This window comes from Variovorax sp. V93 (assembly GCF_041154485.1).
In the GTDB taxonomy this organism is placed as follows: domain Bacteria; phylum Pseudomonadota; class Gammaproteobacteria; order Burkholderiales; family Burkholderiaceae_C; genus Variovorax; species Variovorax beijingensis_A.
This window is the reverse complement of sequence record NZ_AP028670.1, coordinates 1236883-1259413: the sequence shown is the minus strand read 5'-3', so window position 1 is coordinate 1259413 and position 22531 is coordinate 1236883. Positions and strand designations below refer to the sequence as shown.

At 68.7% G+C, this 22531-nt stretch carries 24 protein-coding genes and 1 pseudogene; 7 read left to right on the top strand and 18 right to left on the bottom strand.

Annotated features, from left to right (window positions below):
• Nucleotides 1-20: 20 nt before the first annotated feature.
• The 11 genes and pseudogenes from ACAM54_RS32025 to ACAM54_RS31975 form a co-directional block, all read right to left on the bottom strand.
• Nucleotides 21-314, bottom strand: coding sequence for an addiction module antidote protein (locus ACAM54_RS32025; protein ID WP_015866336.1), 294 nt, complete (start codon nucleotides 312-314; stop codon nucleotides 21-23).
• The gene (locus ACAM54_RS32020; protein WP_209501758.1) at nucleotides 286-606 is read right to left on the bottom strand and encodes a type II toxin-antitoxin system RelE/ParE family toxin; all 321 of its coding nucleotides are present in this window, start codon (nucleotides 604-606) and stop codon (nucleotides 286-288) included. The genes ACAM54_RS32025 and ACAM54_RS32020 overlap by 29 nt, the downstream gene beginning before the upstream one ends.
• Nucleotides 607-705: 99 nt before the next feature.
• Nucleotides 706-1953 carry an MFS transporter gene (locus ACAM54_RS32015; RefSeq protein ID WP_369651026.1) on the bottom strand — a complete coding sequence of 416 codons (1248 nt, stop codon included), beginning with the start codon at nucleotides 1951-1953 and terminating at the stop codon, nucleotides 706-708.
• A gap of 182 nt (nucleotides 1954-2135) precedes the next feature.
• Nucleotides 2136-2750, bottom strand: a complete 615-nt coding sequence (locus tag ACAM54_RS32010) for a tripartite tricarboxylate transporter substrate binding protein (RefSeq protein WP_369651027.1) — start codon at nucleotides 2748-2750, stop codon at nucleotides 2136-2138.
• Nucleotides 2751-2877: 127 nt separating this feature from the next.
• Nucleotides 2878-3081 (bottom strand): annotated as a pseudogene (locus ACAM54_RS32005) (tripartite tricarboxylate transporter substrate-binding protein); the annotation flags it as partial.
• 72 nt (nucleotides 3082-3153) lie between these two features.
• The gene (locus ACAM54_RS32000) at nucleotides 3154-4179 is read right to left on the bottom strand and encodes a Rieske 2Fe-2S domain-containing protein (protein ID WP_369651028.1); all 1026 of its coding nucleotides are present in this window, start codon (nucleotides 4177-4179) and stop codon (nucleotides 3154-3156) included.
• Nucleotides 4180-4287: 108 nt separating this feature from the next.
• Complete coding sequence (locus ACAM54_RS31995; RefSeq protein WP_145746749.1) at nucleotides 4288-5094, bottom strand: LuxR C-terminal-related transcriptional regulator; 807 nt, start codon at nucleotides 5092-5094, stop codon at nucleotides 4288-4290.
• Nucleotides 5095-5163: 69 nt separating this feature from the next.
• Entirely contained in the window at nucleotides 5164-5649 is a 486-nt protein-coding gene (locus ACAM54_RS31990) for a DoxX family protein (RefSeq protein WP_369651029.1), read from the bottom strand.
• Nucleotides 5646-6434: a DNA-binding domain-containing protein gene (locus ACAM54_RS31985; RefSeq protein ID WP_369651030.1), complete on the bottom strand. Its 789-nt coding sequence runs from the start codon at nucleotides 6432-6434 to the stop codon at nucleotides 5646-5648. The genes ACAM54_RS31990 and ACAM54_RS31985 overlap by 4 nt, the downstream gene beginning before the upstream one ends.
• Nucleotides 6431-7273: a DUF692 domain-containing protein gene (locus ACAM54_RS31980; RefSeq protein ID WP_369651031.1), complete on the bottom strand. Its 843-nt coding sequence runs from the start codon at nucleotides 7271-7273 to the stop codon at nucleotides 6431-6433. The genes ACAM54_RS31985 and ACAM54_RS31980 overlap by 4 nt, the downstream gene beginning before the upstream one ends.
• Before the next feature lie 22 nt (nucleotides 7274-7295).
• Nucleotides 7296-7583, bottom strand: coding sequence for a DUF2282 domain-containing protein (locus ACAM54_RS31975; protein WP_369651032.1), 288 nt, complete (start codon nucleotides 7581-7583; stop codon nucleotides 7296-7298).
• A 214-nt stretch (nucleotides 7584-7797) separates the two neighbouring features.
• Here ACAM54_RS31975 and ACAM54_RS31970 point away from each other — a divergent pair, with 214 nt between their 5' ends.
• The 5 genes from ACAM54_RS31970 to ACAM54_RS31950 all read left to right on the top strand — a co-directional run bounded on the left by ACAM54_RS31970 (nucleotide 7798) and on the right by ACAM54_RS31950 (nucleotide 15225).
• Entirely contained in the window at nucleotides 7798-8157 is a 360-nt protein-coding gene (locus tag ACAM54_RS31970) for a hypothetical protein (protein WP_369651033.1), read from the top strand.
• Nucleotides 8158-8233: 76 nt separating this feature from the next.
• Nucleotides 8234-9466 carry a TolC family protein gene (locus ACAM54_RS31965; RefSeq protein ID WP_369651034.1) on the top strand — a complete coding sequence of 411 codons (1233 nt, stop codon included), beginning with the start codon at nucleotides 8234-8236 and terminating at the stop codon, nucleotides 9464-9466.
• Nucleotides 9463-10965: an efflux RND transporter periplasmic adaptor subunit gene (locus ACAM54_RS31960; protein WP_369651035.1), complete on the top strand. Its 1503-nt coding sequence runs from the start codon at nucleotides 9463-9465 to the stop codon at nucleotides 10963-10965. The genes ACAM54_RS31965 and ACAM54_RS31960 overlap by 4 nt, the downstream gene beginning before the upstream one ends.
• Entirely contained in the window at nucleotides 10962-14108 is a 3147-nt protein-coding gene (locus ACAM54_RS31955) for an efflux RND transporter permease subunit (protein ID WP_369651036.1), read from the top strand. The genes ACAM54_RS31960 and ACAM54_RS31955 overlap by 4 nt, the downstream gene beginning before the upstream one ends.
• A gap of 94 nt (nucleotides 14109-14202) precedes the next feature.
• Nucleotides 14203-15225, top strand: coding sequence for a tyrosine-type recombinase/integrase (locus ACAM54_RS31950; RefSeq protein ID WP_369651037.1), 1023 nt, complete (start codon nucleotides 14203-14205; stop codon nucleotides 15223-15225).
• 3 nt (nucleotides 15226-15228) lie between these two features.
• On the opposite strand, the gene ACAM54_RS31945 is transcribed toward ACAM54_RS31950, so the two are convergent.
• Entirely contained in the window at nucleotides 15229-15603 is a 375-nt protein-coding gene (locus ACAM54_RS31945) for a YbaN family protein (RefSeq protein WP_145746874.1), read from the bottom strand.
• Nucleotides 15604-15736: 133 nt separating this feature from the next.
• On the opposite strand from ACAM54_RS31945, the gene ACAM54_RS31940 reads away from it, so the two are divergent.
• A complete protein-coding gene (locus tag ACAM54_RS31940; RefSeq protein ID WP_369651038.1) occupies nucleotides 15737-16087 on the top strand; it encodes a hypothetical protein in 351 nt (116 codons plus the stop codon).
• On the opposite strand, the gene ACAM54_RS31935 is transcribed toward ACAM54_RS31940, so the two are convergent.
• Entirely contained in the window at nucleotides 15975-16355 is a 381-nt protein-coding gene (locus tag ACAM54_RS31935) for a hypothetical protein (RefSeq protein WP_369651039.1), read from the bottom strand. The genes ACAM54_RS31940 and ACAM54_RS31935 overlap by 113 nt on opposite strands.
• 177 nt (nucleotides 16356-16532) lie before the next feature.
• On the opposite strand from ACAM54_RS31935, the gene ACAM54_RS31930 reads away from it, so the two are divergent.
• Nucleotides 16533-16976 (top strand): low affinity iron permease family protein, encoded by a 444-nt coding sequence (locus tag ACAM54_RS31930; RefSeq protein WP_369651040.1) that lies wholly within the window; start codon nucleotides 16533-16535, stop codon nucleotides 16974-16976.
• A 175-nt stretch (nucleotides 16977-17151) separates the two neighbouring features.
• Here ACAM54_RS31930 and ACAM54_RS31925 read toward each other — a convergent pair whose 3' ends face one another.
• The 5 genes from ACAM54_RS31925 to ACAM54_RS31905 form a co-directional block, all read right to left on the bottom strand.
• Complete coding sequence (locus ACAM54_RS31925) at nucleotides 17152-17586, bottom strand: universal stress protein (protein WP_369651041.1); 435 nt, start codon at nucleotides 17584-17586, stop codon at nucleotides 17152-17154.
• A 13-nt stretch (nucleotides 17587-17599) separates the two neighbouring features.
• Complete coding sequence (locus ACAM54_RS31920) at nucleotides 17600-18295, bottom strand: TerC family protein (protein ID WP_015866313.1); 696 nt, start codon at nucleotides 18293-18295, stop codon at nucleotides 17600-17602.
• 152 nt (nucleotides 18296-18447) lie between these two features.
• Nucleotides 18448-19839: a sensor histidine kinase gene (locus tag ACAM54_RS31915; protein ID WP_192327848.1), complete on the bottom strand. Its 1392-nt coding sequence runs from the start codon at nucleotides 19837-19839 to the stop codon at nucleotides 18448-18450.
• On the bottom strand, nucleotides 19826-20500 hold the full coding sequence (locus tag ACAM54_RS31910) for a response regulator transcription factor (RefSeq protein WP_015866311.1): 675 nt from the start codon (nucleotides 20498-20500) through the stop codon (nucleotides 19826-19828). Before ACAM54_RS31910 ends, ACAM54_RS31915 begins: the two co-directional genes overlap by 14 nt.
• A 67-nt stretch (nucleotides 20501-20567) precedes the next feature.
• Nucleotides 20568-22397 carry a tannase/feruloyl esterase family alpha/beta hydrolase gene (locus ACAM54_RS31905; RefSeq protein WP_369651042.1) on the bottom strand — a complete coding sequence of 610 codons (1830 nt, stop codon included), beginning with the start codon at nucleotides 22395-22397 and terminating at the stop codon, nucleotides 20568-20570.
• Nucleotides 22398-22531 lie beyond the last annotated feature (134 nt).

Sequence of the window (22531 nt, the reverse complement as noted above, 5' to 3'; positions counted from 1 at the left end):
GCAAACTGAATCAGCCGCTGTCAGGAATGCGCCGGCTCTATCTTCAGCTTGAAGCCCAGCGCATTGATGACCTTGAACAGGGTATCGCTGCTGGGTGCCCTTTCTCCCGAGAGGCTCTTGTACAGGCTCTCGCGGGAGAGACCCGTGTCCTTGGCGAGCTGGGCCATGCCTCGTGCGCGCGCAATGGCACCCAGCGCCCCGGCAAATTCGGCAGGGTCGTTGTCATCCATGACCTGCCGCAGGTACTCCACCATGTCTTCCTCGCTGGCAAGGTAGTTGGCGATATCAAATGGACGGGTCTTGATCTTGCTCATTTCGCAACTCCAGAGCCAACTTCTTGGCTCGTTCAATGTCGCGCTGCTGGGTTGACTTGTCTCCGCCACCCAGCATGACGATGATGGCCCCATTTTGCTCAATGAAATACATGCGCCAGCCGGGGCCAAAGAACTCGCGCATCTCGGAAACACCGTCACCGACAGGCTCTACGTCGCCGAGATTCCCGCGGCGCGCTTTATCGAGCCGACGGGCCAGACGGATGCGCGTCATGCCGTCCTTCAGCCCCTCGAGCCAGGCGCAGAACTCATCGGTTTCAATGACCGTGAACATGGGCAAATTGTAGCCTGAAGGATACAAACCGGCAAGCACTGCTGATGCCCGCTCCTTGGCGGACGGCGGTGCCGGTGCCGCTGATCGGCGCCTGAGAAATCAGCCGGCCGGCTGAAGCTGCGGCTGCTTGCCGGCGGCACCGGTCCGCGGGAACGTGAGCGCGATGGCCACGGCGCCAAGCCCCACGGCCATCGAGCCGATGTACATCCAGGTGTAGCTGCCGTAGCGGTCGAACAGCCAGCCGCCGAGCACCGGGCCGAGCGCCATGCCCAGGCTCGACAGCATCGACGCCGCGCCCAGCACCGTGCCCAGGATGCGGGGGCCGAAGTAGTCCCGCGCCAGCACCGCATAGAGCGGCATCACGCCGCCATAGGCAAGGCCGAAGACGATGGCCACGGCATAGAAGCCGCCGAGCTGCTTCACCAGCAGGTAGCTCGCGGCGGCAAAGGCCTGAATCAGCAGGCCGGCCACCAGCACCCGCTTGGCGCCCAGCCGGTCCGCCAGCACGCCGAAGAGCAGCCGCCCGCCGAGGCCCGCCGCCCCTTCCATGCTGTAGATGGTGACGGCCGCGAAGGTCGGCAGGCCGCAGCCGATGGCATAGCTGACCGTGTGGAAGATCGGCCCCGAGTGGGCCGCGCAGCAGGCGAAGAAGGTGATCCCGAGCACCAGGAAGGCGCGCGAGCGCAGCGCCTGCCCGACCTTCATTTCCGGCGCCGGCGCAGCGCCTCCAGCCGCAGGAGCCGCATGGGCGGCGCCCGGGGCCGCGCGAATGAGCCAGACCGCCGGCAGCAGCACGATCCATGCGCCGATGCCGATGATCAGCTGGGCCGTGCGCCAGTCGTGGTGCGTGACCAGCCACGCGGCCAGTGGCGAGATGGTCATGGGCGCCACGCCCATGCCCGCCGAGACCAGCGAGACGGCCAGGCTGCGGTGCCGGTCGAACCAGGACGCGGCAGTGGCAATCACCGGCGCGAAGAAGCTGCCGGCCGCGAGGCCCATCAGCACGCCGTAGAAGAGCTGGAATTCGAGCAAGGTCGATGCGCGGCTGGCCAGCACGGTCGACAGTCCGAGCAGCACCGTGCCGGCCAGCACCACCACGCGCGGGCCGTAGCGGTCGCTCAAGGCGCCCCAGCCGAAACCGGCCACGCCCATGCTCAGGAAGGCCAGCGTCATGGCGCTGGAAACACCCGCGCGCGACCAGCCGGTGGCCGCGCTCATGGGTTCCAGGAAAACGGCCAGCGAAAACAGCACGCCGATCGCCACGCAGGTCATCAGCGCGCCGGCGGCCACGAGGGACCAGTTCGAGTCGAGCGCGTCGGCCGGACGCGCGGGAGCAGCAGTGTTCATTGTCTTGTTCCAGTGGAAGGTCGAAAATAGTGAACTGATTGGTTGACTATAAAGGAATTCACCTCTTCGGGCGCGCTTTTCAGCGCAGAGGTCCAACCAGGACGTTCAAGACTTCGCAAAGGAGCCAGACATGCGCCGGCGCCGCGCGGCGGGCACGGCGCACTTCGGTGCCGCTGCGGTGGCTACTGCGCCTCGATGCCGAACTCCCGCATGCGCCGGGTGATCACGTCGAAGTCGCGCCGGTAGTTCGCATTGAACTGCTCGGGCGTGGTGTTGAGCATTTCCAGACCGCGCTCCGCCATCCGCGCCTGGATCTCGGGCATGGAGGCGGCATTGCGCAGCGCCACCGTCAGCCGCTCGACCACCGCGGGCGGCGTCCTGGCGGGCGCGACGAACGCGATCCATACCGCCGCCTCGAACAGCGGATCGTCGAAGCCCAGTTCGCGCATCGTGGGCACCTGCGGCAGCACCGCCGAGCGTTCGCGCCCCATGATCGCGAGCGGAACGACCTTGCCCGCCTGCACATGCTGGCGCGCGAGGCCCGCCGACGTGAGCCCGACGCTCACGGTGTGGCTCAGCAGGTCGGCCATGACGGGCGCCTCGCCGCGCTGCGGCACGTGCACCATGTGCGCATCGAGCCTGCGGTTGAGCGCCTCGCCCGCCAGATGGCCGAGCCCGCCCGGTCCCCAGGTGCCATAGCTGAGCTGCTGGCCCGGCCGGGCCGCGAGCTTGCGGAAGCCTTCCATGTCCTTCACGCCGAGCTCGAGGTTGGCCGACAGGAGGGCCGGGCTGCGCACGACCTGCGTCAGGAAGACGAAGTCGCGCTGCGGGGTCGTAGGGCAGCGTCTTGTAGAGCGCGACGTTGTTGATGAGCGAATCGCCGAGCGTGACCGCGATCGTGTAGCCGTCGGGCGCAGCGCGTGCCACTTCGCCCAGGCCCACCGCGCCGTTGGCGCCGGCGCGGTTGTCGACCACGAAGGGCTGGCCCAGCGCCTTCGCGGCATGCTCGCCGATCAGGCGCGCGACGAAGTCGTTGGCACCGCCGGCCTGGGCCGTGACGACGACGCGGATCGGCTTGCCCGGGAAGTTGCCTTGCGCGAGCCCCGCGAGCGGCAGCGCGGCGAGCATGGCAAAGCCGAGGGTGAGGAAGTGGCGGCGCATCGGGGTCTCCTGGCGTTGTTCTGGATGTGGTCCGCAGCGTCAAGCGGCCTGCAAGGCGCGCTGCTCGCGCTCGACCTCTTGCTGCAGCAGCCGCCGGTACTGGACCAGCGCGGCGTCCATCGCGAGCGGCAGCATCCGCACCTCGGGATCGATGTTCAGGTACTGCGCAGTGATCATTGCGCGGTCTTCCTCGAACGCGGTGACCAGGCCCTGGTAGATGGTCTCGGTGACCGTGGGGTCCGCGATGCTGCTTCGGTGCGATTGCTGGAAGAAGTAGTGCGTGGTCGTGGCCGTCTCGGGCGTGAGCGCCTGGCAGCTGTGCAGCTGCACGCCGCCGCGCAAGTCGCCCTCGGCCTGCCCCACCGGCGCGCCGCCCGACTTCATCAGCAAGGTGCCGGGCAGCAGGAAGTCGTAGATGAAGTAGCGGTCGACGTTGCGGTCGAAGCTCTGGAACGACTTCCAGAACGGAGACGGGGGCACGTCGGGAACGTGCCGCGTCACGCGGATGCCGCGCGGCACCTTCTCGATCCTGGGCACGGCCTGGGCGATGGCCGTCGATCCGCCCAGCGTGCCTTCGTGCACATAGCTCAGGTGCGAGAAGTCCAGCAGGTTGTCGCAGACCAGCAGGTAGGGCGTGTCGTAGTGGACATAGCCCGGCGTGTAGCGCCAGTCGGGGTGGTCGCACGAGAAGTTGTCCGGCAGCAAGGCGCGGTCCGCGCGCGACGGATCACCCATCCACACGAAGATCCACTTGTTGTGCGTGGCCACCGGATAGGTCCGCACACGCGCCTTCGCGGGAATGCTGGCCAGACCGGGTGCTTCCACGCAGACGCCGTCGGCCGCGAACTTGAGGCCGTGGTAGCCGCAGCGCACGCAGTCGCCTTCCCTGCGTCCGCGCGACAGCGGTGCATGCCGGTGGCAGCAGCGGTCCTGCATCGCAACGAGTTCGCCGCCTTCGGTTCTATAGACCAGGATGGGCTCGCCGAGCACCGTGCGCGTGAACAGCGCGTTCGCGGAAATTTCGTGATCCCACGCAATGACGTACCAGCAGTTTCGAAGCCACATGCCTGTCTCCAAGAGTCCAGGCAATGTAGGAATTCGCGCGGCGCTCGTCTGTCCTCGCAGAAGGGTACAAAACCCTCGGGGCGAACCCTTGCATAGTGTGAACAGACCCTAATGGATGAAGCGCAGGAGCTGTTGCCGCCCGTGGATCGCGAGCTTCAGGTAGGCGCGCTTGCGCAGCGTGGCGACGCTCGACGCGGCAATGCCCAGGTCCGCGGCGATGCCGTCGGCGCCGATCCCGCAGGCGATGCGCGCACAGACCTCGCGCTCGCGCGGCGACAGCTGCGGCGCCGTGCGCTGCAGCGTGCGCTCGATGCTCGCCACGCGCAGCGGCGTATCGGGCGATGCGAGCTGCGCGAACAGCGCATTGCGATGTGCGCGCTTCAGCAGGGGCGCCAGTCCGAGCAGTTGCGCGACATCCGCTTGCGCGAACCTGCCGTTCTGCCGGTTGCGATACAGGTTGATGGCAAAGACCGTCCGCGGCACGGGCGAATAGAGAAAGCTCAGCCGACCCGTCAATTGGCGGCCGACGAAGATCTGCTCGCGCCATGCGGGGTCGGGAATGTCCGCCGCGTCGTACAGCAAGGCGGTGACGGGTGCATGGGCCAATGCCTCCCCGCCCATGCGCGCGGCCAGGCGGGTCATGTCGTCCGCCTGCCGGAACCGCTTCTTGTAGAGGGAGAAGCACTCGGCCGTGATGTTGTCGCGCCGGCCGGCCGAATGCCCTTCGACCTGCGATGGAACGCCGTCGATGTACTCCACGAGCGAGATGTATTCGACCGGCACCACGTGGTTGATGAAGTCGAGCATGTGGAGCGCGGGCGCCTGCTCATTGCCTGCATCGAGCAGGTGCGCGACGGCGCCGGCGTCCAGCAGCTGGCCCGCAGGTGGCGCGTCGAGAAACCAGGTGGAAGGCATGGCGGCCCAATATAGGCAAGCCGCGCCCGATTCAACAGGGTGGAAGCCCGCGGGCCGGGTGCCGGTGCGTCAGCGAATGCCCAGCGCGTGGTCGAGCGACAGGCGGCCCGCGCCGCGGCCTGCCAGGTACAGCAGCAGCGCGGCCCATGAGAGGTGCGTCGGCCATGCGTCCGGGTAGACGAAGACCTGGATCACCAGCGTCATCCCCAGCAGGGCCAGGGCCGACAGGCGCGTGAACAGGCCCAGCACCAGCAGCAGCGGGAACAGATGCTCCGAGTAGGCCGCGAGGTGCGCGGCGATCTCGGGCGGCACGAACGGCAATTTGTATTCGGTGCGGAACAGCTCGTAGGCGCTGTCGGTCAGCGTGAGGAAGCCCTCGACCTTGGTGCGGCCCGAATAGAAGAAGATGGCCGCCACGGCCACGCGCGTGGCCAGTGCCAGCGCATCGTGGGCCACCAGGCGCGTGAGGCGTTCGGCCATTGCGTTCCAGTGCGCGCGGAGACCGCGATGGTCGCTGCCTTCGATCGATGCGGAAGCCTCGGGGATGGTGCTCATGGTGCTCTTTCGTTGGATGCAGGCGAAGCCGAAGTGCCGGCGAATGCGCCGGCACGCAACAGGGCCGCGAACACGGCCGAGATGTCTGCCGCCGGGTCGGCCGCCAGCGCGCGCTCCGCCGCCTCGGCAAGGCTTGCGCCGCTGGCGCAGGCGTCGAGGAAGGCGCAGCCGGCCTGGGTGATCTCGTGCCAGTTCACCGTGTCGCGGGGCCGTGTCAGCAAGGCGCCCTCGCCTCGCCAGGCCAGTTCATCGCCCACGGCGCCCGGCCGGCGATGGCGCTCCCAGATGCTGTAGACCGGTTGCTCGCCGAACCAGGCCCAGCGGGCCGCGGGATGCGGCGCGAGGGCCAGGGCCGCCATCTGCGCCGGCGTGCGGCGGGCGATCCATGCGGCGTCGGCGGCCGGCGCGTCCTGCGCGGCATGGGCTTCGCGCCAGAGCGTGTCGAGCTGCGCCACGCCGGGCAGGTAGACGAGCTCGGCGGCCGGCTCGAAGCCGCGCAGGAAATCGGGGAAGCCGCCGCCGTAGTGCAGCAGGCGCCCATCGCCCGGCAGATGGGCCGCCACGTAGAGTGCGGCGGCGGCGCGAAACCATTCTTCGCCCACCAGCTGCGCAACGGTCGGGAAGTTGGCCTGCAGCGCATCGATGCAGGCCTTCGTCACGGTGTTGCGGTACACCGCGAAAGCGGGCTGCATGGCGAGCGCCCGCACTGAGAGATGCGCGGCTCCTGCAGGAGCGAACAGGGCCTGCGCAAAGGCTTGCTGGAATTGTTCGTGCGGCGTGTTCATGCCATGGCCTCTTGCGCCACGCGACGCAGCTCGGCCGCGGCCTGTGCCCGCTCGGCCATGAGTTCCTCGAAGGCCGGCACGTTGCCGTCGCGCTCGATCAGCGTAGGCCGGGCGCCGGCGCGATCGACGAAGCGCTGGTACAGCTGCCAGACCTCCGGTGCGATGGGCGCATCGTGCGAATCGATCAGCAGCGCATCGCCAAGCGTGGGATCGGCGCTGTGCCCCGCGAGATGGATCTCGCCGACCAGCGCCTGCGGAAAGCGGTCGATCCAGCTCGCAGCCGAGAAACCCAGGTTGCGCGCGGACACGTACACGTTGTTGATGTCGAGCAGCAGCCTGCAGCCGGTGCGGCGCGACAGCTCGGCCAGAAAATCGATCTCGTCCCATTCATGCCCGTCAAGGTGCAGGTAGTGGGACGGGTTCTCGATGGCGATCACCATGCCCAGCGCGTCCTGCGTGTACGCGATGTGGGCGGCGGTGCGGTGCAGCGCGGCGGTGCTGCGCGGAAAGGGCAGCAGGTCCGGAAGGTACTGGCCGTTCCATGCGGACCACGCCAGGTGCTCGGAGACCAGCGCGGGCTCGATGCGCCGGGCGAGCGCCGCCAGCCGCTGAAGATGCGCCGCATCGGGTTCTGCCTCGCCTGCGAGCGAGAGCGAGACGCCATGCAGCGACACCGGATGGTGCGCGCGGATCGCTTCGAGCCATCCGATGCGCGGCCCGCCCGCCACCATGTAGTTCTCGGGATGCACCTCGAACCACAGGCCCTCGGCACGCGCGCCGAACGCGGCTTCGAAGTGCTCCGGCTTGAGGCCGAGGCCGGCCGCGAGGATGTCGGACATGGCGGCGTGCGCAGTGCCGTGATCAGGACTTGATCGGCGCCAGCGAGCCCATGCCCTTGGGCGTCTTGATGGTCGTGCAGGTGCCGGCCGGAACGTTCTTCCAGGCGTTGCCCTGGTAGTCGACCTTGGCGGTGCCCGCGCAGGTGGTGCCGGGGCCGGCGGCGCAGTCGTTCTTGCCGGCCATCGAGACGCCGTAGCACTTTTCCATGCTGGCCATCTTGTCGGCCATCGGTTTGTCCTGCGCCATGGCGGAGCCGGCGGCAAGGGCGCCCAGTGCAAGAGCGGTGATCGCGAAAGAACGGTTGATCATGGATGAACTCCAAAAGATGGGTTGAGAAATTGCAACCGCGCCCAATGCGCAGTCCCTTGCTAGTTCGCGGCCTGTAGGGCGGCGGTTACAGGCCTCTGCGCGATGCGGAAGTTTTTTGTCGCGCGAAAGAGAATGGAGCGCACCGGTGGTGGCGATCGGTTGCCGGCGATACACTGCGGGCCTCATGAGCGGTTACCGCCTTCCCCGACATTGCATGACCGCGTTCCTCGTGGTCCTGTCGCTGCTGTTCTCGCAGCTGGCACTGGCAAGCTACGTCTGTCCCGGGGCGGCGGACGCGGCATCGGCGGCCGAAATGACGATGGCACCGGGCGAGCCCTGCGAGGGCACGGACACCGCCCAGCCGGTGCTGTGCCACCAGCATGCCGCCGACATGTCGCTGTCGTTCGAACCGGTGAAGGACGCCACGCCTTCGCTGCCTGCCATCGTGCAGGTGCTGGCCGTGCCGCTGATGCTGGCGGCGCTTGCCGAGCCGCTTCCGCGCCAGGCGCTGCCCGAGCGGCAGCATCCGCCGCCCGATCCCGTTTTTCTTGCGACCCTCAGACTTCGCGTCTGACCCCTCCGTCGACTGACCGGTGCTGGTGCGGCGCGTCCGCTTGCCAGCGATTGCCTCGTTCGTCCGCGGAGTTGCCATGTCCATTTTCTTTTCCCGCGCAACCGCCTTGGCTGTTGTGCTGCTGCCGTGCCTTGCGACGGCCGCGCCCCTGTCCCTCGAAGCCGCGCTCGAGCTCGCCGCCCGGCGCTCCGAGACTGCCCGCGCCGCCCGCGCCGGCGTGCAGGGCGCCACGCAGGCGGCGCAGGCCGCGGCCCAGCTTCCCGATCCCGTGCTGCGCGTCGGCATCGACAACCTGCCCGCGACCGGGCCGGACCGCTTCCACACCGCGCGCGAATCGATGACGATGAAACGCATCGGCATCAGCCAGGAATGGCTGTCCGCCGACAAGCGCGCGGCACGCCAGGCCGCCGCCGATGCATCGGTCGGACGCGAAAGGGTGCAGGCGCAGGTGGCCGCGGCGCAGACCCGCCTGCAGACCGCGCTCGCGTACCTGGACGCCTTCTACGCCGGCGAAACCCTGAAGCTCGCCGTGCTGGCGGAACACCACGCGCGCGAAGAGCTGGAAGCCTCGCGTGCGCGCCTGTCGTCGGCCGCCGGCAGCAGCCAGGAGGCGTTGGCGATGGCAGGCGCAAGAGGCGTCTCGGAGGACGAGGCGGCGGACATCCGGCAGCAGCAGAGTGCCGCACGCGTGGCGCTCGAACGCTGGGTGGGTGTGCCATCCGACGAACTGATGCCCGTCGGCGAGCTTCCTGTGCCCGCTGAAGAAGCCTATGCGGCCGGGCATGCCACGGTGGCCGCGCTGCAGCGCGACGTCGAAATGGCCCGGCAGGCGGCGGCGGTCACGGCGTCCAACCGCACGCCCAACTGGACCTGGGAACTCGCCTACGGCCAGCGCAGCGGCTATGCCGACATGGTGTCGGTGGGCGTGAGCATTCCGCTGCCCGTGGCGCCTGGCGAACGGCAGGACCGCGACACCGCCGCAAAACTGGCGCTGGTCGAAAAAGCCGAAGCCGATCTGGCCGAGGCCACCCGCGCGGCCGGCGCCGAATACCGCGCACTTGCGAGCGATGCCGAGCGCCTGCAACAGCGCATCGAGCGCTATCGCGCCGGTGTCGTCGTTCCTGCCGGCCAGAGGACGGCCGCGGCGACGGCAGCCTACCGTTCCAACCAGGCGAGCCTCGCCGCGCTGTTCGAGGCGCGACATGCCGAGCTCGAAGCGCAGCGCAAGCTGCTGGCGCTGCAGCGCGATCTCGCGCGGACCCGAACCCAGCTGGCCTTCCGGCCGCTCACTGCCGAGGTGGCGCAATGAACCGAAAACTCTCCGCAGGCGTATCGCTGCTGGCCGCCCTGCTGTTCGCCGCCGGTGCCTTCTACCTGGGCCGCAAGACGGGCCAGGCCGCGGATGCGCCGACCGCGGCCGCCGCGCCCGACGGACGCAAGGTCCTTTACTGGCATGACCCGATGGTGCCCGGCCCGCGCTTCGACAAGCCCGGCAAGTCGCCGTTCATGGACATGCAACTCGTGCCCGTGTATGCCGACAACGCCACCGGCACCGCCAGCGAGGCGGGCGTGAAGATCAGCCCCGCCGCGCAGCAGAACCTCGGCATCCGGTATGCGAAGGTGCGGCGCACCGAAGCATCTGCATCGTTCGAAGCCATCGGTTCCGTGCAGTTCGACGAGCGGCTCAACGCCGCGGTGCAGACCCGCGTGGCCGGCTACGTCGAGCGCCTGTCGGTTCGCGCACCGATGGAGCGCGTGCGCAAGGGCCAGGCCCTGGCCACCATCTTCGCGCCCGACTGGCTCGGGCCGCAGAACGAGTGGCTCGCGCTCAGGCGCTCGGGCGTTTCGCCGGATCTCGTGGCGGCGGCCCGCGACCGCATGCGGGCCCTGTCGATTCCCGCTGAACTCATCCGGCGCAGCGAGGAGACCGGCACGGCGCAGGCGCGCTACGTGCTCGCCGCGCCGGTCGATGGCGTGGTGGCCGAGCTGGGCGTGCGCGAAGGCGCCGCGGTCACGCCCGGCATGACGCTGTTCCGCATCGCAGGCCTGCAGAAGGTCTGGGCCGTGGCCGAGATTCCGGAAGCGCAGGCGCTTGGCCTCGCGCGCGGGCAGAAGGCCAAGGCCGTTGTGCAGGCCGACGCATCGCAGTCGTTCGACGGTGTGCTCGACGAAATCCTGCCCGAGATCAATGCCGCCACCCGCACCTTGAAGGCCCGCTTCGAGGTCGACAACAGGAGTGGAAAACTCACGCCCGGCATGCTGCTGCGGCTGCAGGTGGCGGGGCCCGCGAGCAGCCGGCTGGTCGTGCCTTCGGAGGCCATCATCCGCACCGGCCGGCGTACGGTGGTCATCGTGCGCAGGACCGACGGCGCCTTCGAGCCGCGCGACGTGTCGACGGCCGCGGACGTGGGCGACGACACCGAGGTCGTTTCGGGCCTGACCGAGGGCGAGCAGGTGGTGGCCAGCGGCCAGTTCCTGATCGACTCCGAAGCGCGGCTTCGCTCCGTGCTCGGCAACATGGCGGCGTCTGCGGCCACACCGGGCGCAAGCGCCTCGGCATCGGCCGTGGTCACTCACCGGGCCGAAGGCAAGGTCGAGAGCGTGGCGCCCGACGGCATCACCATTTCGCACGGGCCGGTCGCGACGCTCCAGTGGCCCGCCATGACGATGGGCTTTGGCAAGGCCTCGCCCAGTGTCTTCCCCGAGATCAAGCCGGGCGACCCGGTGCGTTTCGAGTTCAGGGAAGGCGGCCCCATGGGCTACGAACTGGTCTCCATTCAACGGCTGCCATCGGGTGCCGGCAAATGATCGCCGCCCTGATCCGATGGTCGGTCGGCAACCGTTTCCTGGTGCTGATCGCGACCCTGTTCCTGGTGGCCGCGGGAGGGTGGTCGGTGGCGCACACGCCGCTCGACGCCCTGCCCGATCTCTCGGACACGCAGGTGATCATCCGCACGCCCTACCCCGGAAAGGCGCCCCAGGTGGTCGAGGATCTGGTCACCTATCCGCTGACCACCACCATGCTCAGCGTGCCCGGTGCCAAGACCGTGCGCGGCTATTCGTTCTTCGGCGACTCGTTCGTCTATGTGCTGTTCGACGACAAGACCGATCCGTACTGGGCGCGCTCGCGCGTGGTCGAATACCTCAACCAGGTGCAGAGCAGGCTTCCCGCGGGCGCGAACGCGTCGCTGGGCCCCGATGCCACCGGCGTGGGCTGGGTCTACGAATACGCGCTGGTCGACCGCACCGGCACGCGCGACATCGGGCAGCTGCGCGCGCTCAACGACTGGTTCCTCAAGTTCGAACTCAAGACCGTGCCCGACGTGGCCGAGGTGGCCAGCATCGGCGGCATGGTGCGGCAGTACCAGGTGGTGCTCGACCCCGACCGCATGCGTGCGCTCGGCATCACGCAGCAAATGGTCGTGGAGGCGTTGGGGAAGGCCAACCAGGCGTCGGGCGGCTCGGTCGTCGAGTTCGCCGAGGCGGAGTACATGGTGCGCTCGCGCGGCTACCTGCGCTCGCTCGACGATTTCCGGAGCATCCCGCTGTCGGTGACGGGCGCCACGCCGGTGCTGCTGCGCGACGTGGCGACCGTGCAGATCGGCCCCGAGATGCGCCGCGGCATCGCGGAGCTGGACGGCGAAGGCGAAGTGGCCGGCGGCGTGGTCGTCATGCGCTCGGGCAAGAACGCGCGCTCGACCATCGAGGCCGTCGAGGCGAAGCTCGAAGCGCTCAAGCCCAGCCTGCCGCCGGGCGTCGAGATCGTGCCCACCTACGACCGCTCGCTGCTGATCGACCGCGCGGTGGAGAACCTGCGCTCCAAGCTGATCGAGGAGTTCATCGTGGTGGCGCTGGTCTGCGCGGTGTTCCTGTTCCACCTGCGCTCGGCGCTGGTCGCGGTGGTGGCGCTGCCCATCGGCGTGCTGGCGGCGTTCGTGGTCATGCACTGGCAGGGGGTCAACGCCAACATCATGTCGCTGGGCGGCATCGCGATCGCCATCGGCGCGATGGTGGACGGCGCGATCGTCATGGTGGAGAACGTGCACAAACATATCGAGGCCTTCGAGGCCGCGCAGGGGCGGCCGCCCGCGGTGGCCGAGCGATGGCGGCTGGTGGCCGATGCGTCCGTGGAAGTGGGGCCGGCGCTGTTCTTCTCGCTGCTGGTGATCACGCTGTCCTTCGTGCCGGTGTTCTCGCTCGAGGCGCAGGAGGGGCGGCTGTTCTCGCCGCTGGCCTTCACCAAGACCTACGCCATGGCGGCCGCGGCGGGCCTGTCGGTAACGCTGATCCCGGTGCTCATGGGCTATCTTGTCCGCGGGCGCATTCCGCATGAAGCTTCCAACCCGGTGAACCGCTTGCTTATGGCGGCGTACCGGCCCGCGCTGGACCTGGTGCTGCGCTTTCCCAAGGGAACGCTGGCGATGGCGGCCGTGCTGCTGGCCCTTACCGCGGTGCCGATGATGCGGCTCGGCGGCGAGTTCATGCCGCCGCTGGACGAGGGCGACCTGCTCTACATGCCGTCCGCGCTGCCCGGGCTTTCGGTGTCGAAGGCGTCCCAGCTGCTGCAGCAGACCGACCGGCTGATCAAGACCGTGCCCGAGGTCGAGCGCGTGTTCGGCAAGGCGGGCCGCGCGGACACGGCCACCGATCCGGCGCCGCTCGAGATGTTCGAGACCACCATCCAGTTCAAGCCCAAAGCGCAATGGCGCGCGGGCATGACGGCCGACAGGCTCGTCGAGGAACTGGACCGCGCCGTCAAGGTGCCGGGGCTCAGCAACGTCTGGGTGCCGCCGATCCGCAACCGCATCGACATGCTGGCCACGGGCATCAAGAGCCCCGTCGGCATCAAGGTGGCGGGCGCGGACCTGGCCACCATCGATGCGCTGAGCTCGCAGATCGAGGCGGCGGTCAAGAGCGTTCCCGGCGTGTCGTCGGCGCTGGCCGAGCGGCTCACCGGCGGGCGCTACATCGATGTCGACGTCGACCGGCTTGCGGCGGCACGCCACGGGCTTTCGGTGGCGGACGTGCAGGCCGTGGTGTCCACGGCCATCGGCGGCGACAACGTGGGCGAGGTCGTCCAGGGGCGCGAACGCTATCCGATCAACCTGCGCTATCCGCGCGAGATCCGCGACTCGCTCGAACGCCTGCGGCAACTGCCCTTCGTTACGGCCCGGGGCGCGCAACTGCTGCTGGGCGAGGTCGCAAGGATCCGCATCGAAGACGGTCCGCCGATGCTGCGCAGCGAGAACGCGCGGCTGTCGGGCTGGGTCTATGTGGACGTGCGCGGGCGCGACCTGCGCTCGGCCGTCACCGACATGCAGGCGGCTGTCGGCCGCGCCGTGAAGATGCCCGCGGGCTACGCGGTGTCGTGGTCCGGCCAGTTCGAATACCTGGAGCGCGCGACCGAGCGGCTGAAGCTGGTCGTCCCCGCGACGCTGGCGGTGATCTTCGTGCTGCTCTACCTGCTGTTCCGGTCGTTCGGCGACGCGGCGCTGGTGATGGCGGCCGTGCCGTTCTCTCTGGTCGGCGGCTTCTGGCTCGTCTGGGCCATGGGCCATTCGATCTCCGTGGCCACGGCGGTGGGCTTCATTGCGCTGGCCGGCGTGGCGGCCGAGTTCGGCGTGGTGATGCTGGTCTACCTCAAGAACGCGCTGGCGCGGCGCCTGGCCGCCGGCGAGCCGATGAACGACCAGACCTTGCGCGCTGCGATCCGCGAAGGCGCCGTGCTGCGCGTGCGGCCCAAGGCCATGACCGTGGCTGTCGTGATGGCGGGCCTGCTGCCCATCCTCCTTGGCAGCGGCGCTGGCTCGGAGGTGATGACGCGCATTGCCGCGCCGATGGTGGGTGGCATGGTCACCGCGCCGCTCCTGAGCATGCTGGTTGTTCCGGCCGCGTGGTATTTGCTGCGTCGCCGGCAGGGTGCAGAAGAGCTCGGCGAGCAAATACACTAACGGCACGCCATTCACAATCTGCCCCTTCAGATCCTTCCCCAAAACCGCCTTCGCACTGTTCTCCAATCCAAAGGCTTGCCGTTAGCGTATTTCTATGCCGTCCCTTCCCCTCTTCCCCGAACCCTCCGGCGAATCGCATCAGGCGGCGTTTGCCAGCTGGCTGGCCGCGCAGCAGGAAAACGGCGCCTTGCGGCAGCCCTCCTCGATCGCGGTCTACCGGGACATGTGGGGCAGTTTCACGGCCTGGTGCCTCGGCCAGTCGCCCGCGGTGACGCTGGCCTCGCTGGACAAGGGCGACCTGTCGGCGTTCCAGCAGGCGCGCTTCGGCATGAAAAGCGACGACCTGTCGCTGTCGCCGCGCTATGCGCTGCGCCTGCTCCGGCTGATCGACCGGGTGCTGCGCCACCATGCACAGACGCACGACATTCCCGTCAACACCGCCGCCGCGGACTGGATCGCGACGCAGCCGGAGATTCGTTACGCAGATTCGGCGCGGACCGATCCGCTACCGGAATTCCTCTCGGTCTCCGAGGCCCGGCACCTCATCGTCTTTCTCTCGAGCGCCCGGCCACGCCCCGGCGCGGCGGGCGACCGGCATGCCCAGGCCGCGCTGAGCTGGCAGGCGCTGCGCAACCGGACGGCCGTTGCCCTGCAGCTGGGCGCAGGGCTCACGCCGGGCGACGTCCGCCTGCTGCGGCTCGATGCGCCGACGTCGCAGATGGCCGGCCGGTGCGATCGGCCGTGGAAGGTTGCGGTGCCGGGCAACGGCAATTCGCCGGCGCGCGAGGCGCCGGTCGCTCCGTGGGCCGGCGAGCTGCTGCAGCACTGGCTCAAGGTACGCGCCGAGACGCTGATTGCGGGCGAGTTCCTGTTCCCGGCCACGCGCAGCGGCAAGCCCTGGAGCAAGGAGGCGCAGTACGTTGCCGCCAAGCAGGTGCTCCAGGACGCGGGCATCGAGGCGGCCGGCGGCGGCTCCTTCCTGCTGCGCCACACCTTCGCGCTGCGCCAGTTGCGCAGGGGCGCCACGCTCGATCAGGTGGCGCGCTGGCTCGGCGTGGAATCCGAGGCGATGGGCAAGTACCAGCGCGTGCTCACCGGTCCGGCCGAGGTCGTCTGACGATCAGTTGTCGGGCCGGCTCCACAGCCAGATCGCGACGGCCGCCATGAACACCGGCGCGCCGATCTTCACGGCGATGGGGGCGGCGGTGGCCAGCAGAACGGCCGAGCTCAGCGCCATCATGGCCGTCGCGGTCCATTTCGCGCGGCGGGGCACTGCCCCTCTCAGACGCCACTGGCGGATGTACTCGCCATAGCGGGGATGCGCGAGCAGCCGGTGTTCGAGCGCGGGCCAGCCGCGCCCGGCGGCCCAGGCGGCCGCGAGCAGGAACGGCACCGTCGGAAGAACGGGAAGAAAGGCGCCGATCAGGCCGAGGGCGACGAACACCAGCGCCAGCACGCGCCAGAGCAGTCTCGCGACGGGGCCGGCGGGCCTCATGAAGAAAGGCGCCCTTCGGGGCGATCCGCCGGAAGTTGCGAAAGGAGCATCGGCGCATCCTAAGCCAAGGCTGTTCGAGAGCCGTCGACGGCCATGGATGATGTGAACCCCGTTCTCCGACAAAATCGAGGCCATGAAGGAGATCGACAACCTGTTCGGCAAGGAGCCTCGCGCACTGGAAGATTGGCGCGGCACCGTGGCGGATGCCATGGCAAGGCGCGACGCGCAGGTCGACCAGGCCGTCGACGCGCTTCGCCATGCAGCCGGCGGCGCCGCGGCCAGCCTCGCCGCCTTGATGCACGCCGTCAGCCCGGAAGCTTCGCACAGGCCGGCACGCCCGGCCGCCGCCAGGACGGAGGACCCGGCCGGATTCACCACCCTTGCCGAGCAGCTGCACGACATTGCGATCCAGCTGCGCGAGCTCGAGTCCTCGGTGCGCAGCCTGCTGGCGCGAACGCGCAGGGATGCCGCTCTGGACGAGTGAAAAGAGGGCTACCCGATGTTCGCCTGCGGACCCGGCCCGATTCGCCATCCCGATCCCAATAGCCGCCGCTCATCAGGCTCTCGCGCACCATCGCGCCGCGGCAGACGGTGGTGGTCTCGCCCCTGATCGCGCTCATGAAGGACCAGTGCGAGAAGCTGAACGCGACGGACCAGGCCATCTGGCTCAGCTGAGGCGCATAGTCGCGGTCGCGCAGCAGAAAGCCCGCAACGAACAGCAGCAGGACGAGCACGTTGCCGCCGCCGTGCATGGCGCCGATGCGCTTCGCCCGGGTGCCCGAAGGAATGGCCAGGCAGTCGAGGGTTCCGAAAGGTCGGTACTTTCCTACCCGCCGGCTGCCGTCTCACAAGCGCAAGGGAAAAATTCAAACTCTCTTTATCGACGAAGGATGACGCCCTGCGGTTGCCAACGCAGCACGCTGCGCGACATGGACAAGTTCTTCGCATCCTTCGCCAATGCCACGGCGCGCGCGGCCGGCAGTCCGATCGCATTCCTGATCTGTGTCGCGCTGGTCGTTGCCTGGGCGGCGGCGGGGCCCTTCTTCCATTTCTCCGAGAACTGGCAGCTGACCATCAACACCGGCACCACCATCGTCACGTTCCTCATGGTGTTCCTGATCCAGAACACGCAGAACCGCGATGGCGCGGCGCTTCAGACCAAGCTCGACGAGCTGATCCGGTCATCGAACGCCGGTGACGAGTTCATGGGCATCGAGAAGCTCACGGACAAGGAACTGGCCGAGCTGCACGAAAAATGCGAGGCGGCCGCCAGGAGAAGCCATGCCGCGCTCGACCGCACGCGCAGCGAGCGCGCGCGCCGCGGCCACGAGGGCGCACCGCAGGAAGCGACTCCAACAGAAAGCAACGCATGAAGAAATAGATCGATGCGATCCTGGCGGCGGTGGACCCGAAGAACGCCGATGTCCTGATCGACGAGATCGACCGCGAATACGCCGGCCGGCACACCGACCTGCGCTGGACGAGGATGGCGAAGAAAGACGCATCCTGACGTGACGGCGGGGCGCTTGCCGGCGCCGCCGCCGCGCGTCAGGAGCCGATGACCTGCAGGTCGCCGCTCGCGCCGAGCAGCTGGCGCACCTGCTGCGCGAGCGAGCCGAAGATGCGCCCCGCGAGGCTGGGCTCGTCGCGGCCGAAGACGATGCGGTCGCAGCCGAAGTCGCGCGCCGCCGCAACGATGGTCTCTGCGCTGCGGCCGATCGCCACGGTGCTGCTGCAGGACACGCCCGACATCGCGAGCAGGTTCTGCGCGAACTGCAGTTCCTCGGCGCCCGCGTTCTGCTGCAGTTCCCGCAGCTCCTGCGGATCGAAGAACATCGCGACGTGGCCGGAGACCACGGGTTGCACCCGCAAGAGCCGCACGGCCGCCGACTCCTGCTGGCAGATGCGCACGACCTGCTCGATGGCCGAGCGCGTGCGGGCCGGCTCGGTCGGGTCGATGGGGACCAGAATGCGCTGTCTCACGCCGACACCTGCTTCAGGCCGACTGGTTGGCGGGTTCCGGCTGCTGTTGCCGGCTGGTCAGCCACTTGCCGATCGCCACGACGGAGATGGCGCCGATCGCGGGCACGATCGTGTGCAGCGCATGCTGGCTGGCGGCCCAGCCGGCAATCGACGGATCCGACATCGCCATTTCGCCGGCCACCCAGCCCAGCAGGGCGGCGCCGAGCGTGATGATGATCGGGAAGCGGTCCATCAGCTTGAGGATCAGCGTGCTGCCGAAGATGATCAGCGGAATGCTGATCACGAGGCCGAACACCAGCAGCGGAACATTGCCCTTGGCCGCGGCAGCGACGCCGACGACGTTGTCCAGGCTCATGACCAGGTCGGCGACCACGATGGTCTTGATGGCCGCGGCCAGGCTCGAATGGCCTTCCAGGTTCTCTTCGCCGTCGTCGCCCTTGAGCAGGCCGATGCCGATCCAGAACAGCAGCGCGGCGCCCACCAGCTTGAGGTAGGGCAGCGTCAGCAGGTAGACCGCAAAGAAGGTCAGCACCACGCGCAGCACGATGGCGCCCATGCTGCCGAACAGGATCGCCTTCTTCTGCTGGGCCGGCGGCAGCGAGCGCGAGGCCATCGCGATGACGACGGCGTTGTCGCCGCTCAGGACGATGTTGATCAGGATGATCTGCGACAGGGCAATCCAGAAATCCGGACTGGTCAAAAACGACATGGGGATTGTCTCCTCGAAGTGGATGCGGAACCACGGCGGTTCCGACGTGTTCGAGGCTACGGGCCTGCGCTGTCACCTTTCTGCCGGCAGGCTGTCAGCCACATGTCCGCTAGCTGTCAGCCAGCTTACAAAGGCGGCCTGAGCGGCACTGCTCAGGCCTTGCGCAGCGGGAAGAAGACGCTGAAGGTGTTGCCCACGCCGTCGATGTCTTCCTCCAGCGTGATGCGCGCGCCGTGCAGCGTGGCGATCTCGCTGACGATGGCCAGGCCCAGGCCGCTGCCGTCCTCCTGCGTGCCGAGCAGGCGGTGGAAGCGCTCGAAGATGCGCGCACGCTCCTCCACCGGCACGCTGGGGCCGTCGTCGCTGATGGCCAGGCGGCACTGGTCGCCGTCGCCGGGGCCCACCTGCACGGTCACGCGGCCGCCCGCCTGGCTGTAGCGCACCGCGTTGTCGATCAGGTTGTTGATCAGCTCGCGCAGCCGGTCGCGGTCTGCGTTGATCACCAGCGGATGCTCGGCGCCCTCGAAGCCCAGGTCGATGTCGCGCTTGAGCGCCTGTGGCACCCAGTCCATGCTGACCTCCAGCGCGTAGGCATTCAGGTCGAGCGGCTGCAGCTGCATGGCGTCGAGCGCGCCGGGCTCGTTGCGCGCGAGCGAAAGCAGCTGGCGCACCAGCCGCGAGAGCCGGTCGGCGCTGATGTAGAGCTGCGCGAGCGAATGGCGCACGCGCTCGGGGTCGCTCTCGCGCAGCGCCAGCTCGATCTGGGCCTTCAGGCCGCTCACCGGCGTCTTCAGCTGGTGCGCAGCGTCGGCCACAAAGCGGTTCTGGAAATCGAAGGTGCGACCGAGCCGCGCCATCAGCTCGTTGACCTCGTCCACCAGGGGCCGCACCTCGCCCGGCACGTCGTGGATGTCGATCGGGCTCAGGTCCAGGTGCGAGCGGTCCGACACCGCGCGGCGCAGCCGCTGCAGCGGCTCGAGCCCGCGCGAGATGCCGAACCAGACCACCGCCGTGGCCATCACGATCAGCAGCAGCTGCGGCACCACCACGTTGGCCAGCATCTCCCACGCAAGATGGGTGCGCTTGTGCAGGGTTTCGGCCACCTGCACCCGCACCATCGGCGCCTCGGGGTTGCCGCCGATGGGCATCCAGGCCACCAGCATGCGCACCGGCTCGCCGCGCACCGTGTCGCGGTAGAAGCGCGGCCTGGCGGGGTCGCCGGGGCGCGGCGGCGGCATTTCCGCATCGCCGCCCAGTGCCTTGCCGTCCTCGCTGGCAACGCGGTAGAAGAGCAAGTCCTCCTGGTCGAGCAGCAGGATGTTGCCCGCGGCCTCGGACAGGTCGAGCCGCGGCTGCAGGCCGTCGAGCTTCACGTGCAGCACGATCTCGCGCCCGATCTCGTACAGCGCGCGGTCGTAGGCCAGGTTGGAAAAGCGCAGCGAGTTCCAGTAGGCGGCGCCGGTGTCCAGCACCAGCAGCACGGCCAGCGGACCGAGCAGCCAGGCCAGCAGCTTGCGCTGCAGCCTGGGCTCAGGTTTGCGCATCGCCGCGGTCCATCAGGTAGCCCATGCCGCGCACGGTGCGGATCTCGCATCCGAGCGGCTCGAGCTTCTTGCGCAAGCGGTAGACGTTGACCTCGATCGCGTTGTCGCCGACCTCGTCGCCCCATCCGTAGAGATGGTTGACCATCTGCTCCTTCCCCACCACGCGCCCCTCGCGCATCATCAGCAGTTCCAGCACGGCGAGCTCGCGCGGCGACAGGTCGAGCGGCTTCTTGTCGTAGAACACGCGGCGGCCCACCGTATCGAAGCGCAGCAGGCCGTGCTCGAGATACGGCGTGGAATTGGTGCTGCGGCGCAGCAGCGCGCGCACGCGTGCTTCCAGTTCCGGCAGGTCGAAGGGCTTGGCCAGGTAGTCGTCGGCGCCCAGATCGAGCCCGCGCACGCGGTCCTGCAGCGTGTCGAAGGCGGTCAGCATCAGCACCGGCATGGTGGACTTGCGGGCGCGCAGCCGCCGCAGCACATCGAGCCCGCTGAGCTTGGGCAGCCCGATGTCCAGGATCGCCAGGTCGTAGATGCCGAGCGCGAGCGCATGGTCGGCCTCTTCGCCGGTGGAGACGATGTCCACCGCGTGGGCGGACTGCACCAGCGCGCGCGAGAGCGCGTCGGCCAGCACCTTGTCGTCTTCCACCAGCAGTATCCGCATTGATTCTCGCCCCGGCCGTATGCAGCCGAATATGCTAACCGCAACGCCCCGGGGGAGACGGCGCAACTCAGGAACAGGTATAGCTCGCGGCCAGGTTGGGGTCGCCCGAGGTGTAGCTCGCCGTCAGCGGATGAAGGCACAGCGGCCGCGACTTCACGGCCGGAAAGCTGGCGCTGGCCGCCGTCGCCACTTCCACGCGCGCCGGCGGCTCGACGCCCTTTTCCACCCAGGCGGTCAGCAGTTCGTAGAGCTGCGCGTTGGTCGGCAGCGGCGGATTCGCATTGGCGGTCGACGTGCCGTTGCTGAAGCCGTGGCCCATGCCGGGAACGAGGTAGAGCCGGTAGAAGCCCTGCGTGGCCGCGACGCCGCCCATCTGCGCGGCGACGCGGCTGTAGTAGTTGATCGTGCCTTGCGGCGGGATCAGCGTGTCGGCGAGCCCGTGGTAGGAGATCAGCTTGCCCTTGCGGTCGCGGAACGCGCTCAGGTCGGCGCTGTCGGTGTTGATGTTGGCGAACGCGCCTTGCAGCGCCACGCCGCGGTCCCATGCGTTGGCGAGCTGCGGATACGTGAGCGATTTCCAGCCGTCGGCGCCATTGCCCGTGGCGTTGAGGAAGCTGGGCGTCGCAATCGTCGGATCCTGCAGCTCGAGCGCCACCATGTCGCTGGAGATGGGAAACGGCGCGGCGCCGGCCAGGCCCATGAGGCTGGCGCCGCGCGCCAGTCCGTACCACTTCTGCGCAGGCGCGGTGGCGGCCGCGAAGCCGTTGTCGGCCGCGGGGTTCGGCACCGAGCCGTCGGCCGTCTGGCCGTACCAGAACTTGTTGAACGCGAGCGCCTGGGCCGGTGTCACGCAGCCCGCGGTGGCGTTGGTGCCGCCATCGGCGGTGCAGATCACGGACGCGTCGGTGGTCGGGTCGTAGCGACAGGCGGACGGGTCCGGCACGTAGCCGAGGTGAACGCCGCCGACCATGTCGCAGGCGTTGATCGCGGCGTTCGAGACCGTCGTGTGCTGGGCCGCAGTGATCGCCACGCCGCCCAGGTCGCGCTGCACGACGATCTGCGGATAGAGCTCGGTGGTGATGAACTTGGTCCAGTTGTTGGCGGGCGCACCGGCCAGGATGCCGTCGAAGTCGGCGGGGTTGGCCTGGGCCTCCTTGAGGCCCTGCCGTCCACCGGTGGAGAAGCCGTTCCAGTAGGCGTACTTCGCGTCTTCGCCGTAGTAGGCCTTGGCCAGCGCCTTGGTCTTGACGGCCATCTCGTGGATGCCGCGCTCCGAGAAATCCTTCCACAGGACCGTGTTGATGGTGCCGTCGGGGTTCATCGCGAACGAGCCGTTGCTGATGGCATGGCCCGTGTTGGTGGTGGCGGAAACCGCGCCCTCCACGCCCGCGGTGTCGCTGGCCGATCCCGCGCTGCCGGAGATCGGCGTGATGCCGGTGAGGGTGCCCTGGGTGCCGCCGGCCCAGCCGCCGCCACCCTTGACGTGGATGCGCCTGTTCCAGTTGGCCGGCGTGGGCAGCCAGATCTCGATGCCGATGCCCGGCGAGGTGGACGGCGCGCTGGCCACGCCCGGGTTGCCTGGGCCGACATTGAGCTTGACGAAGCACAGGTCGTTCTGCGCGACCGGCGTGCTCGGCGACGCGGTGCCTGTGAGCAGCAGCGCGTCCCCTTTCCTGAAGGCCTTGACCAACAGGACCGTGGTCAAGGTGTCGGGCGCGAAGCGGGTCTTCATGCTGTCGTCGCAGGCCAGCTTCTGCGCCGGCGGTGCGCCGGTGTCCGGCGGAATGCTCACGATGGGAAAGCCGCGGGTGCCGCCACTGCCGCCGCAGGCCGTGAGGAGCGCTGCAACGCAGCAGAACAAGGCGGCGCTCGCGGCGCCGGATCTTGGAATGGCCATTCGTCGTCTCCAGAGAGGAAATAAACTGCAGATGAAGATTCATCCACCGGACCATGGCGCGCCAGGGCTGCACGATGGTGCATCTTCACAGCGTCTTTCCACGCTGGGGGAAACCACACGAAGTGAAAAGCGAG

Excerpts from the sequence above, each read along its gene's own strand:
- ACAM54_RS31935 (WP_369651039.1), bottom strand. The coding sequence starts at position 16,355 with ATGCACGGCGGCGGCAACGTGCTCGTCCTGCTGCTGTTCGTTGCGGGC.
- ACAM54_RS31965 (WP_369651034.1), top strand. The coding sequence starts at position 8,234 with ATGTCCATTTTCTTTTCCCGCGCAACCGCCTTGGCTGTTGTGCTGCTG.
- ACAM54_RS31960 (WP_369651035.1), top strand. The coding sequence starts at position 9,463 with ATGAACCGAAAACTCTCCGCAGGCGTATCGCTGCTGGCCGCCCTGCTG.
- ACAM54_RS32000 (WP_369651028.1), bottom strand. The coding sequence starts at position 4,179 with ATGTGGCTTCGAAACTGCTGGTACGTCATTGCGTGGGATCACGAAATT.
- ACAM54_RS31985 (WP_369651030.1), bottom strand. The coding sequence starts at position 6,434 with ATGAACACGCCGCACGAACAATTCCAGCAAGCCTTTGCGCAGGCCCTG.
- ACAM54_RS32025 (WP_015866336.1), bottom strand. The coding sequence starts at position 314 with ATGAGCAAGATCAAGACCCGTCCATTTGATATCGCCAACTACCTTGCC.
- ACAM54_RS31920 (WP_015866313.1), bottom strand. The coding sequence starts at position 18,295 with ATGTCGTTTTTGACCAGTCCGGATTTCTGGATTGCCCTGTCGCAGATC.
- ACAM54_RS31995 (WP_145746749.1), bottom strand. The coding sequence starts at position 5,094 with ATGCCTTCCACCTGGTTTCTCGACGCGCCACCTGCGGGCCAGCTGCTG.
- ACAM54_RS31970 (WP_369651033.1), top strand. The coding sequence starts at position 7,798 with ATGACCGCGTTCCTCGTGGTCCTGTCGCTGCTGTTCTCGCAGCTGGCA.
- ACAM54_RS31930 (WP_369651040.1), top strand. The coding sequence starts at position 16,533 with ATGGACAAGTTCTTCGCATCCTTCGCCAATGCCACGGCGCGCGCGGCC.
- ACAM54_RS31955 (WP_369651036.1), top strand. The coding sequence starts at position 10,962 with ATGATCGCCGCCCTGATCCGATGGTCGGTCGGCAACCGTTTCCTGGTG.
- ACAM54_RS32015 (WP_369651026.1), bottom strand. The coding sequence starts at position 1,953 with ATGAACACTGCTGCTCCCGCGCGTCCGGCCGACGCGCTCGACTCGAAC.
- ACAM54_RS32020 (WP_209501758.1), bottom strand. The coding sequence starts at position 606 with ATGTTCACGGTCATTGAAACCGATGAGTTCTGCGCCTGGCTCGAGGGG.
- ACAM54_RS31905 (WP_369651042.1), bottom strand. The coding sequence starts at position 22,397 with ATGGCCATTCCAAGATCCGGCGCCGCGAGCGCCGCCTTGTTCTGCTGC.
- ACAM54_RS31910 (WP_015866311.1), bottom strand. The coding sequence starts at position 20,500 with ATGCGGATACTGCTGGTGGAAGACGACAAGGTGCTGGCCGACGCGCTC.
- ACAM54_RS31975 (WP_369651032.1), bottom strand. The coding sequence starts at position 7,583 with ATGATCAACCGTTCTTTCGCGATCACCGCTCTTGCACTGGGCGCCCTT.
- ACAM54_RS31990 (WP_369651029.1), bottom strand. The coding sequence starts at position 5,649 with ATGAGCACCATCCCCGAGGCTTCCGCATCGATCGAAGGCAGCGACCAT.
- ACAM54_RS31980 (WP_369651031.1), bottom strand. The coding sequence starts at position 7,273 with ATGTCCGACATCCTCGCGGCCGGCCTCGGCCTCAAGCCGGAGCACTTC.
- ACAM54_RS31915 (WP_192327848.1), bottom strand. The coding sequence starts at position 19,839 with ATGCGCAAACCTGAGCCCAGGCTGCAGCGCAAGCTGCTGGCCTGGCTG.
- ACAM54_RS31940 (WP_369651038.1), top strand. The coding sequence starts at position 15,737 with ATGAAGGAGATCGACAACCTGTTCGGCAAGGAGCCTCGCGCACTGGAA.
- ACAM54_RS31945 (WP_145746874.1), bottom strand. The coding sequence starts at position 15,603 with ATGAGGCCCGCCGGCCCCGTCGCGAGACTGCTCTGGCGCGTGCTGGCG.
- ACAM54_RS31950 (WP_369651037.1), top strand. The coding sequence starts at position 14,203 with ATGCCGTCCCTTCCCCTCTTCCCCGAACCCTCCGGCGAATCGCATCAG.